Genomic DNA, 11457 nt, shown 5'->3' on the forward strand with positions numbered 1-11457 from the left:
GCGGCTGCAGAGACCAACAATCCGGGATCGAAACCGGGACTCAAAACAGGGACTTCGGACCGATAACGTTCGCTGTTACCGTCTCAGCCGCCTGATCTGCTGCTGCCGGCTTTCGATCGGTTGCCGCACGGTCGCCGAAGCCGTGCAGGCTTGGCTGAGTCTTTTTCGTTCCTGCCAGGGCCGCACCACGTTGAGCCACAGCTCGCGCATGCCCATGATCGAGATCGAGATCCCGAACGGGATCAGGAAATAGAGGATACGGAACACGACCAGCGTCGCCAGCAATTGCTCCTTGCTGAACTCCGGCAGCGCCACCAGCATTGCAGCGTCGAACACGCCGATCGAGCCGGGGGCGTGGCTCGCAAAGCCGAGCAGCGTCGCCAGGATGAACACCACCGCCAGCGAGACGAAGTCGATATGCGGCTCGGTCGGCATCAGGAGATACATCGCAAGCGCGCAGAAGCCGAGATCGACCACGCCGATGATGATCTGCAGCAGTGTCAGCTTGGCCGAGGGCAGCACCACCTTCCAGCCGTTCTGGCCGAGCTCGCGGCGCTTCTCGCCGGTCAGGAGCCAGACGAAATAGGCGCCGATGCCGGCAAGGCAGCCGAGCGCGATCAGCCGGTTCATCGCCGGCGGCAGCAGGTCCATCGCCGATGCCGCCGCGGGGTGCCAGGCCATGCCGAAGCCGAGCACGAACAAATTGCCGAGCCAGAAGGTCAGGCCCGAGAGAAAGCAGATTTTGGCGACATCGATCGCGGAGAGGCCGTAATCGGAATAGATCCGGAAGCGGATCGCGCCGCCGGTAAAGACGGTGGCGCCGATATTGTGGCCGATCGTGTAGCTGGTGAAGCTCGACAGCGCTGCGATGCGGTAGGGGACGTGGGTCTTGCCGATCGTGCGCAGCGCGAAGAAGTCATAGAAGGTCAGCGTGCAGAACGCCCCGACCACGCAGAGCGCCGCCAGCGCGATCCGGTGCGGCGCGATGTCGGTCAGCGCGGTGAGGATGATACCGGTGTCGACGCCCTTCAGGGTGTGGACCAGCGTCGTGATAGCGAACGCGATGATGAGCACGCTCGCAGCGATCCCGAGCCGTTTCCAGCCGATCTTTTCCTTGAAGCCACGCCCAAGCGTGGTCAGCAGCCGAAGCATTCATCCTCCCGGCAGGGACAATTTCAGTGGGACCCGGTCACGGTCGGCGACGGGTGACGGGCAAACGCACCGTACGCGATGACCCATAAGGCAAAACCGATGCGTTGTGCAGCCCTTGACAATCCAACCTTCGGCTCCCGTTCAGCGTTGTTGTCACATTGGCTACATATGTTCTCGCGCTGCGGAATGTGAGTCGCAGCCATGTCGCCGTCCGCGGCGGGACCACTGCATGTTCCGCCTTCCTTCAGCCGTTCCCAGCGATTTCGTTGGTGTTTTTGCCGATTTTGCCGTCGTCGCAGCGCTGCTGCGGGGCCGTCGGAGCGGAGCGAATAGACGATATGCATCAGCGTGGGGGAGGTCCGGGCCGGCTGCGGCGTTTACCAAAGCGTGAAGTCGATGTGCGCATCTGCGTGATCCGGCTGTGGACCGCCGTTCGGGCCGGAATGAGGCGCCCGGGGGGCGGTCCGTAGGTCTATTGAGGCAAAACGCCGCGCAACATCGCCGTAGCCTCATGGTCCGGCCGGCACGACGATGCAACACTTCGATCCGCAGCGAAGTATCATTGAGAAACGAAGACCTATCTCTCGCATTGGTTGCGCAGAGCGAGGTCAAGACCATGCAACAGACATCCCTGAACCTCCGGCGCGTGCCGGACCAGCGCGCGGCGTCGCATCAGCCGTCGACCGGGCTTGCGGCGACGTTGACGCTCGCCGCGATGAGTCTCGGTTACGGCGTCGTGCAGCTCGACGTCACCATCGTCAACACGGCGCTCGACGCCATCGGCGGCTCGCTCGGCGGCGGCGTTGCCGAGCTGCAATGGGTGGTCAGCGCCTACACCATCGCGTTTGCCGCCTTCATCCTGACCGCGGGCGCGCTCGGCGACCGGATCGGCGCCAAGCGCATTTTCATGGCCGGCTTTGCCATCTTCACCACAACGTCGGTTGCGTGCGCCATCGCGCCTGATGCCGTGACGCTGATCGCCGCGCGCTGCGTGCAGGGGCTGGCCGCGGCCATCCTGGTGCCGAACTCGCTCGCGCTGCTCCGCCACGCCTATGCGGACGAGAAGGCGCGGGGACGCGCGGTCGGCGTCTGGGCCGCAGGCGCAAGCCTTGCGCTGACCGCAGGTCCGTTCGTCGGCGGCGGGCTGATCACGCTGGTCGGCTGGCGCGCGATCTTCCTGGTCAACCTGCCGATCGGCCTGGCCGGGCTGTGGCTCGCCTGGCGCTTTGCCGGCGAAACCACGCGCCATCACCAGCACCGGCTCGATCTGCCGGGGCAAATTGCGGCGATCGCCGCGCTCGGCACGCTGGCCGGCGCCCTCATCGAGGGCGGCGCGCTCGGCTGGGATAACCCGTTCGTGGTCGCAGGCTTCGCTCTGGCGGCCGTCTTCTCCGCGCTGTTCGTCTGGCATGAGGCGCGCACGGCGCAGCCGATGTTGCCGCTCTCGCTGTTTAGCAACAGGATGTTTGCCTTGACCTCGCTGGTCGGCCTGCTGGTGAACGTTGCGTTCTACGGGCTGATCTTCGTGCTCAGCCTCTACTTCCAGCAAGTCAACGGGCTGTCGGCGTTCGTCACCGGCCTCGCATTCGTGCCGATGCTCGGCGCCGTGCTGCCCGCCAATTTGATCGCGCCGCATGTCGCCGAGCGGATCGGCGCGCCGGGGACGATCGCGCTCGGCGCCGCGATCTCGGCCGCCGGATGCCTGGCGATGCTGTTCATCGGTCCCGGTACCGGCTATCTCGCGATCTGCCTGCAACTGCTGGCGATCAGCGGCGGCCTCGGCCTGCTGGTGCCGCCGCTGACATCGGCGCTGCTCGGCAGTGCCGAGCCGCAGCACGCCGGGATCGCGACCGGGGTGCTGAACGCGACCCGGCAGACCGGCAGCGTGCTGGGTGTCGCGTTGTTCGGCTCGATGGTCGGCCGGTCCGCGGCCTTCATCGCGGGCCTGCATGCGGCACTCGTGATCTCCGCGGGCGTATTGCTTGCCGCCGCCGCGCTGATCTGGATCGGCGCATCATCACAAGCGCGGCAATGAGCGAGGCGGTCGTTGCGCGGTCGCGGGGCGGCATCTAACTTTGCGCGATCGGGGACTGTCGCCGAGGGGGCTGATCAGATGCCTGCGCCAATCGACCGTCGTCTGTTGCTGCGCCGCGCCGCGATGCTCGGCGCCTCGCTGCCATTTGCCAACCTGATCGGTCCGGCCCGCGGCGAGGCGCCCGGCCTGATCGCGCGCAGGGTGTTCTTCGACAATCCCGATTACATCAATGTCCGTCTCAGCCCGGACGGGACGCAGCTGTCCTATGTCGCGCCGCTCGACGGTGTGAACAACCTCTGGGTCACCCCGCTGTCCGATCTCAAGGCGGCGCGGCCGGTGACCCGCGTCACCGATCGCAACATCTCGGGCGGCTATCGCTGGGCGCATACCAACCGCCATGTGGTGTTCTTCCGCGAGCGCGACGGCGATGAAAACTGGCGTGCCGCCAGCGTCGACGTCACCGACGGGAAGATTGTGCCGTTGACGCCGGAGACCGGCGTCAAAGCCTTCCTGCAGGAGTCCGACCGCAAATTCCCCGAGGAGATGCTGCTGCGGCACAACCAGCGCGACAAGCGCTACTTCGACATGTACCGCGTCAACATCGTGACCGGCGCCAGCGAACTCGTCTACGAGAACCACGACTATATCGCGCTGATCACCGACAGCACATTCCAGCTCCGCCTGGCGTCGCGCCTGATCGCCGACGGCTCCGCCGAAATGTTCGAGCGCGGTCCGGACGGCAACTGGGGCGCCGTTCATGACGGTGCCGATCGCCGAGACCGATACGACCCAGCTGCTGGATTTCAGCGCTGACGGCAAGACGCTGTACCTGATCGACTCGCGCGGCCGCGACAAGGCGGCGTTGTTCGCCCTCGACATGGCGACGCGCCAGACCACGCTGCTTGCCGCCGATGATGATGCCGACATCGTGCGGGCGATCTTCGACGAGAATCGCCGGCCATTGGCGGCGCTGGCGATCACAGACCGGATGCGCTGGCACGCCGTCGATCAAAGCGTCGCCAACGACCTCGCCGATCTCAGCCGCTATGGCGCCGGCGACATCAGCTTTGTCAGCAACAGCGACGATCTTCGGCTCGGAACGGTCCATTTCGAACGCGACACCGAGAGCGGTGAATACGCGCTGCTCGACCGCAAGACGCGCGAGGTGCGCAAGCTCTACACCCAGCACCGTGCGCTCGACGGTCTCGCGTTGCGCAAGCTCGAGCCGGTCGTGATCCCCTCTCGCGATGGCCTGCGTCTCAACTGCTACCTGACCCGGCCGGCCGAGGCCGCAGCCGGCACGGTGCCGCTGGTGCTGGTGATCCATGGCGGGCCGTATTACCGCGACACCTGGGGGTTCAGCCCGGTCCATCAATGGCTCGCCAACCGGGGCTATGCGGTGCTTGCCGTCAACTATCGCGGCTCGACCGGCTTCGGCAAAGCCTTCATCACCGCCGCCGACCACGAATGGGGCGGCAAGATGCATGACGACCTGATCGATGCGGTCGATTGGGCGATCGCGCAAGGCATCGCCGATCCGGAGCGCGTCGGCTTCTTCGGCGGCAGCTATGGCGGCTATTCGGCGCTGGTCGCCGCGACCAAGACGCCGGATGTCTTCGCCTGCATCGTCGATCTGTTCGGCATCTCCAATCTCGTCACCTTCATGGCGACGATCCCGCCCTATTGGGGCCCGTGGATCAGCGTCTGGAAAAACCGGCTCGGCGATCCCGGCACCGAGACCGGTCGCGCGTTCCTGGTCGAACGTTCGCCGCTCACCCACATCGACCGTGCCGTGAAGCCGATCCTGATCGCGCAGGGCATGCGTGACGTAAGGGTTGTGGCGGCCGAGTCCGAGCAGATGGTCAATGCGCTCAAGCAGCGTGGCGTGCCCGTGACCTACATCACATTCGCCGACGAGGGGCACGGCTTTGTGCGGCCGGAAAATCGGCTTGCCTTCTACGGCGTCACCGAAGCGTTCCTCGCCAAGCACCTCGGCGGTGGTTGCCAGCCGATCGGAAACGATTTCGCCGGCTCGTCGCTCAAGGTCGAGACCGGGGCTGAACTGGTACCCGGACTGCGCGGTTAGGGCCAATTACATCGGCAGATTGCGATTTTCGCTGGTTGTCTCGCGTGCATTCAAGGCTTTTTCACCATGCGTGAAGCCATGCTGCGGTGCGGTTACCGTTCGTACACGAATGCGCTTGTTCTTATAGGTCCATAAATGGGGCCTATAATGTATCGCGTTCTAACCTGTCTCACCTTGGAACATGACTGGCGGTTGGTCGTCCTCGGTGGCGTGATCTGCCTGCTCGCCAGCGCCGTCGCGATCAGCCTGTTTCACCGCGCTCGCGCCGCAGAAGGCCGAGCCCGCGAGATCTGGATCGGTCTCGATGCGGCGGTCGGCGGTTGCGGCATCTGGGCCACCCATTTCGTCGCCATGCTGGCGTACGATCCCGGCGTCGAGGCCGGATACAACATTCCGATCACGCTGCTGTCGCTGGTGCTCGCGGTTGCGATCCTGGCCGTCGGCCTGGCGGTCGCAACGCTCAACGAACGCTGGCAGACGGTCGCCGCCGGTGGCGCGATCGTCGGCGTCGGTGTCGCGGCGATGCATTACACCGGCATGCTGGGGCTGGAACTGCCCGCGCGCATCGTCTGGTCGCCCGGCATCGTCATCGCATCGATCGTATTCGGAAGCCTGTTTGGCGCGCTTGCGCTGGTCGTCGCCACGCGCGGCGAACGCCTTGGCAACACAGCGGCTGCGACCGGTCTTCTGACGGTTGCGATCGTCTCGCATCATTTCACCGGGATGGGTGCGGTGACGCTGGTCCCGGATCCGACGATCGTTCCCGACGGACTTTCGGTCTCGCCACGCGTGCTGTCGTTCATGACCGCGGTGGCTGCCTTCGCGATCCTCGGCCTCTCGCTGATCGCCTCGATCCTCGATCGTCGCGCGAAGACCGAGCTTCACAAGCAGAAGATGGTGCTGGATACCGCGCTCGAGAACATGTCGCAGGGACTGTGCATGTTCGATGCCGATGGCCGCATCATGCTGTTCAACGAGCGCTACAGCGAGATGATGGGGCGCAATCGCGTGCCGCTGCAGGGACGCCTCTTGATCGACGTTCTGCAGGACCTGCATTGCATCGGCGAGTGGGACGGCGATCCCGAGGAATTCTGCAATGCGCTCCTCGCCGAGGCCAGGGCCGGCCACAGCGCGACGCGGATCGTCAGCCGCAACGAGCGCGCGATTCGTGTCGTCGATCAGCCGATGAAGGGTGGCGGCTGGGTCGCGACCTTCGAGGACATCACCGAATGGCAGCAGGCCCAGGAACAGATTTCACACATGGCGCGGCATGACGCGCTGACCAATCTGCCGAACCGGACGCTGTTCCGTGAGCAGCTCGAGAAGGCTTCGAGACTGGCCAAGCGCTCCGACCAGCTGGCGGTGCTCTGCCTCGATCTCGATCATTTCAAGGAGATCAACGACACACTCGGACATCCGATCGGCGACGCGCTGCTGCGCGAGGTCGCGCGCCGGCTGGGCGAATGCGTGACCGAGCACGACACCGTGGCGCGGCTCGGCGGCGATGAATTCGCCATCGTGCAGTTCTGCAGCAACTGCGAGCCGTCGGTGGTGTCGTCGTTGGCAAGCGCGGTGGTCGAACGGATCGCCGCACCCTATGAGGTCGGGGGCCATCAGCTCGTGATCGGCGTCAGCATCGGCATCTCGCTCGCGCCCGAGGACGGCAAGGATCCCGACGAGCTGCTGCAAAAGGCCGATCTGGCGCTGTACCGCGCCAAGGCCGACGGCCGCGGCACCTATCGGTTCTTCGAGACCGGGATGGATGCGCGTGCGCAGGCGCGCCGCCTGCTCGAGCGCGACCTGCGGCTCGCGCTCCAGCGCGATGAGTTCGAGGTCTATTATCAGCCGATCCGCGATGTCGTGGGCGATCGGGTCGTCGCCTTCGAGGCGCTGGTGCGCTGGAATCATTCGCTGCGCGGACTGATCGCGCCGAACAATTTCATTCCGGTCGCCGAAGAAACCGGGCTGATCGTGCCGCTGGGCGAGATCGTGCTGCGCAAGGCTTGCGCCGAGGCGGTGAGATGGCCTGCGGACATCGCGGTCGCCGTTAACCTGTCCCCGGTGCAGTTCAAGAACCCGAATCTGGTGCCGTCGGTGAAGGCGGCGCTGGAGGCGTCGGGCCTGTCGGCGGATCGGCTCGAGCTCGAGATCACCGAATCGGTGCTGCTGCAGAACAGCGAGGCGACGCTCGCGGTGCTGCACGAGCTGCGTGGTTTCGGCGTCCGGATCTCGCTGGACGATTTCGGCACCGGCTATTCCTCGCTGAGCTATCTGCGCAGCTTCCCGTTCGACAAGATCAAGATCGACCGTTCGTTCGTGACCGACCTTGCGACGCGCGAGGACTCGATGGCGATCGTGCGTGCCGTCACCGGTCTCGGCAAGAGTCTCGGCATCGTCACCACCGCCGAGGGGGTCGAGACCGATACCCAGTTCGACCTGCTGCGTCGGGAAGGCTGCACGCAGGCGCAGGGCTATCTGTTCAGCCCGCCGCGGCCGGCGGCTGACGTCGCCAAGATGCTGCGCCGGGTACCGGAACGGTCGGTCGCCTAGTTCCTGCGCTGGGCAAAATAGGCGCCGCAAAACGCCATCACGGCGCCGAGGCACAGCGCGGCGAGACCGGCGAGCACGGCGGAAATGGTCGAGACCGTGCTCGGCGCCGCCGCGGCCTGGCCGGCGCCGGCCAGCATCAGCACGCCGACGACGATCAGGAACTGGCGCATCCGCTGCGGAATCTGGCCGGCCACCGCGCTGTGCATCAGATTGGCGGTGAAGTAGCCGCCCGAAAACCCGACGCTCGCGATCAGCCACCAGGCGATCGCCGCGCCTGCCGGCATGAACTCGTGGGTATCCGAGCGCCAAAGGCCGCCGAGATCGAGCCCATACCGCGCGCCGAGCATGTGCACGGCAAGCGCCAGCAGCACGCCGGATATCATCGCGCCGCCGAGGATGAGGTAACGCGGAAAATAGGTCGTCTCGGGCATGGCTCGCTTGTAGGATAAGCGTGACATCCCATGCAAGCGCGCGGATGTGTCTGAACAGGTGGAACGGCGGATTGCCAACAACGTTGCAGGACCGGCTGGAGGCAGGCGAGGGCACGCCGGTGCGCTATGCCTACAAGGCCTCATTGATCGGCTCGGCGCACCAGTTCGAGCTGACCGACGACGGGTTGTCGTGGCAGATCGCCGGCAGGTCGGGCGTGTGGGATTACGCCGACATCTCCGCCGTCAAACTGTCCTACCGTCCAGTCTCGATGCAGCAGCAGCGGTTTCGCGCCGACATCGACAATGCCAAAGGCGGGCGGATCGCGATCCTGTCGACCACCTGGCAGACCGCGACGCTCGTCGCACCGCAAGGACATCTCTACCGCGACTTCATCGTTGAGCTGCATCGCCGGATGCAGGCGGCGGGCAGCACGGCCAGGCTCGTCGGAGGCCTCGGGCCGAAGACATATACCGCGGCGCTGGCGCTGCTGGCATGCCTTGCGGTGGCAATGACCGGATTGCTGGTGATGGCGCTGCTGGCTGCGAACTGGATGGGCGCGCTGTTCCTGGTCGGCTTTGCCGCGCTGTTTACCTGGCAGGTCGGCGGCTTCGTCACCCGCAACCGCCCGCGGCGCTACCGCTTCGATCAATTGCCTGATGGGCTGTTGCCGAAGCCGGCTCGCAATCAGTGAGGCGGCCGCTCGTGCGACCGGACTGTAAGCGGGCTGTAAGCAACGCGCTGTAAACTCGGCAACCGATTTGCTTCAAGCTGGAGTGTCAGATGACAATCCGGACCCCCATTTTGGCTCTATGCCTTGTGCTCCTGAGCATCTCCCCGGCTCTTTCCAAGGGCAGCGTAGGCAACAAGCATGATCCGCTTGATCACAGTCACGTCGACAATCTGCCGCCCGACGTGCGGCAATACGTTGCCGGAATTTGCAAGGGAACGCCGGTCGCGCAGCACGACTTTGCGACGTACTCACCGCAAGAAAAGCGCTGGCGGATCAACCTGGAATATCTGCAATGCGGCGTGATCGGGGAATATCGCAGAGGCAACCAATGCCTGGATGTGGATTTCGTCTCCGAAGGCGCGCATTTTCGTCTCGTGAGAAAGACGTATGCGGCCTGTGGCTTTTGATGCTCTGGCGTTCCGATCAACGAGAATAGGCCGCTGCGAGTGCAGCGATCGCGAGTGCCACCTGTATTCGCTTCTGGACTGCTGCGCCGCTTCGGAGTGAGCGTGCGCTGTCATTCCGTCGAATCAAAATCCTCCTCGGTCGCGCTCAGCATTCCCGCCAAGGTCCGCAGGCCGAGGTCGAGTTGCTCCATCGGCGGGGCGGCAAGCGCGAGCCGCACCGCATTGGGCGCGTGTCCCGGCGTGGCGGCGAAGGTGGTCGACGGCGTCAGCGCGATGTCGCGGCGTGCCGCGGCCGCGACCAGGGTTTGCGAGCGCCAGTGCGGCGGCAAGGTCAGCCACAGATGATAGGATTTTGGGTTGGTCTGGATCTCGAAATCGGCCAGATGCTTGGCAGCGATCTGCTGGCGGCGGCCGGCGTCGATGCGCTTCAGCCGTGACAGTTCGGCGGCAGTGCCGTCGGCCATCAGCCGCTGCCCGGCGGCGAAGGCATAGCCCGACGCGGTCCAGCCGCCCGAGCGCACCGCGGCCATGATGCTTTCGCGGAGCCGCGGCGGCGGGACGATGAAGCCGAGCGCGAGGCCGGGCGCGACCTTCTTCGACAAACTGTCGAGCACGATGCAGCTGTCCGGCGCGAGCGCGGCCAGCGGCACCTCATCGTCGAGGAATCCGTAGACGCCATCCTCGATGACGACGAGGCCGAGCTTCTCCACCACGCGCAACAGCTCGGCGCGGCGCTCGGCCGGCATCGTGATGCTGAGCGGGTTCTGGATCGTGGGCTGGATATAGATCGCGGACAGATGCGCCTCGCGGTGCGCCTTCTGCACCGCGTCGGGGCGCACGCCGTGCTCGTCCATCGCCAGCGGCACCAGCGCGATGCCGAGCCGTGCGGCAATGCCCTTCACGAACGGATAGGTCAGCGCCTCGACGCCGCAGCGTCCGCCGGGCGGCACGACCGCGGCGAGCGCGGAGGCGATGCATTGCCGGCCATTGGCGGTGAACACGATCTGGTCCGGATTCGGCGCCCAGCTCTTGCGCGCCAGGAATTCCGCGGAGATCGTGCGCGCCGCCCGCGTGCCGAAACTGGTCGCCGGCCGCAGCGCGCCCTCGAGCACCTCGGGCCGCTCCAGCCCTTCGAGACTCTTGGCGATCATCGTCGCCTGATGCGGCAGCAGCGGATAGTTGAATTCGAGATCGATGCGGGCGCCGCGCGGCTCGGTCGGAGCGGCGATGCCGCGGCGCGCCTCGCCGGACACGAAGGTGCCGCGGCCGACTTCACCGACCACCAGTCCGCGCCGCAACAGCTCGGTGTAGACCCGGCTCGCAGTCGAGACCGCGATGTTGCGGTCATAGGCGAAATGGCGCTGCGGCGGCAGACGGTCGCCCGCCTTCAGCGCGCCGCTGGCGATCTCGGCGGCCACCGCATCCGCCAGCTTCAGATATTCGAACCTCGACATTATTGCACCGAGAGCAATGTTTTGCTTGCTCCGAGCAATGTACCGGATCATTTAAGAGGGAACAAGCCCATGATTGCACCGAGGAGCGCGCAGGCGATCCGAGGTTACGACGGCGCAGGTGTCGAAACGGCATTTGCGTCAACGGCATAGCTTTGCCGTTTGGGCATCGAAGGAGATGACAATGACGACGATATACTCAGCTGCGGCATCGCCCGCACGGTCCAGCATGATGGGCGGATTGCTCCGATTGCTCCGAGAGTGGGGCGATGCACTCGCGACCTATTGGGTGCGCCGGGAGGCGATCAAGACGCTGCGCCAGCTCGATGACCGGACGCTGCGCGATATCGGAATCTCGCGCTGCCAGATCGAACCCGCCGTCGCCGGCGACCTCGATATCGAGCTGGTGCGGATCCGCTGAACAGAAGTGTGGTGCGACGGCTTCGCGTGATCGGAGCGGTCGCATCGCAGACGGCCGCGATGGCTCGCTGCGCGGCTTCAACCAACCAGTGCTTGAGCGTGGCGAAGAACTGTTCAGGCTGGATCGCGTCGGGACACTTGGTGCCGGTTGCAGAATTCACCGAAACTACACCAAAGAAGCGGAACACCCCCGG

General features: G+C 65.4%; 10 protein-coding genes. 7 read left to right on the forward strand and 3 right to left on the reverse strand.

Annotation, left to right across the window (positions count from 1 at the left end; genetic code table 11):
- Window positions 1–75 precede the first annotated feature (75 nt).
- Window positions 76–1152: a YbhN family protein gene (locus AAFG07_RS15430; protein WP_342728023.1), complete on the reverse strand. Its 1077-nt coding sequence runs from the start codon at window positions 1150–1152 to the stop codon at window positions 76–78.
- 616 nt (window positions 1153–1768) lie between these two features.
- Here AAFG07_RS15430 and AAFG07_RS15435 point away from each other — a divergent pair.
- The 4 genes from AAFG07_RS15435 (at window position 1769) to AAFG07_RS15450 (ending at window position 7823) form a co-directional block, all read left to right on the forward strand.
- Window positions 1769–3187 carry an MFS transporter gene (locus AAFG07_RS15435; protein WP_342728024.1) on the forward strand — a complete coding sequence of 473 codons (1419 nt, stop codon included), beginning with the start codon at window positions 1769–1771 and terminating at the stop codon, window positions 3185–3187.
- A gap of 78 nt (window positions 3188–3265) precedes the next feature.
- On the forward strand, window positions 3266–4000 hold the full coding sequence (locus tag AAFG07_RS15440; protein WP_342728026.1) for a hypothetical protein: 735 nt from the start codon (window positions 3266–3268) through the stop codon (window positions 3998–4000).
- Complete coding sequence (locus AAFG07_RS15445; RefSeq protein ID WP_342728027.1) at window positions 3945–5273, forward strand: S9 family peptidase; 1329 nt, start codon at window positions 3945–3947, stop codon at window positions 5271–5273. Before AAFG07_RS15440 ends, AAFG07_RS15445 begins: the two co-directional genes overlap by 56 nt.
- Before the next feature lie 147 nt (window positions 5274–5420).
- The gene (locus tag AAFG07_RS15450) at window positions 5421–7823 is read left to right on the forward strand and encodes an EAL domain-containing protein (RefSeq protein ID WP_342728028.1); all 2403 of its coding nucleotides are present in this window, start codon (window positions 5421–5423) and stop codon (window positions 7821–7823) included.
- Here the strand turns inward: AAFG07_RS15450 and AAFG07_RS15455 are convergent.
- Window positions 7820–8254, reverse strand: coding sequence for a hypothetical protein (locus AAFG07_RS15455; RefSeq protein WP_092115447.1), 435 nt, complete (start codon window positions 8252–8254; stop codon window positions 7820–7822). The genes AAFG07_RS15450 and AAFG07_RS15455 overlap by 4 nt on opposite strands.
- A gap of 71 nt (window positions 8255–8325) precedes the next feature.
- Here AAFG07_RS15455 and AAFG07_RS15460 point away from each other — a divergent pair, with 71 nt between their 5' ends.
- Window positions 8326–8946 (forward strand): hypothetical protein, encoded by a 621-nt coding sequence (locus AAFG07_RS15460; protein WP_342728029.1) that lies wholly within the window; start codon window positions 8326–8328, stop codon window positions 8944–8946.
- Window positions 8947–9035: 89 nt separating this feature from the next.
- Window positions 9036–9392 (forward strand): hypothetical protein, encoded by a 357-nt coding sequence (locus AAFG07_RS15465; RefSeq protein WP_342728030.1) that lies wholly within the window; start codon window positions 9036–9038, stop codon window positions 9390–9392.
- Window positions 9393–9502: 110 nt separating this feature from the next.
- Here the strand turns inward: AAFG07_RS15465 and AAFG07_RS15470 are convergent, their stop codons facing one another.
- On the reverse strand, window positions 9503–10846 hold the full coding sequence (locus tag AAFG07_RS15470) for a PLP-dependent aminotransferase family protein (RefSeq protein WP_212310091.1): 1344 nt from the start codon (window positions 10844–10846) through the stop codon (window positions 9503–9505).
- Window positions 10847–11027: 181 nt separating this feature from the next.
- On the opposite strand from AAFG07_RS15470, the gene AAFG07_RS15475 reads away from it, so the two are divergent.
- Complete coding sequence (locus tag AAFG07_RS15475) at window positions 11028–11264, forward strand: DUF1127 domain-containing protein (protein ID WP_342728031.1); 237 nt, start codon at window positions 11028–11030, stop codon at window positions 11262–11264.
- The last annotated feature ends 193 nt before the right edge of the window (window positions 11265–11457 follow it).

Origin of the sequence: Bradyrhizobium sp. B097 (assembly GCF_038957035.1) — a bacterium.
GTDB lineage: Bacteria > Pseudomonadota > Alphaproteobacteria > Rhizobiales > Xanthobacteraceae > Bradyrhizobium.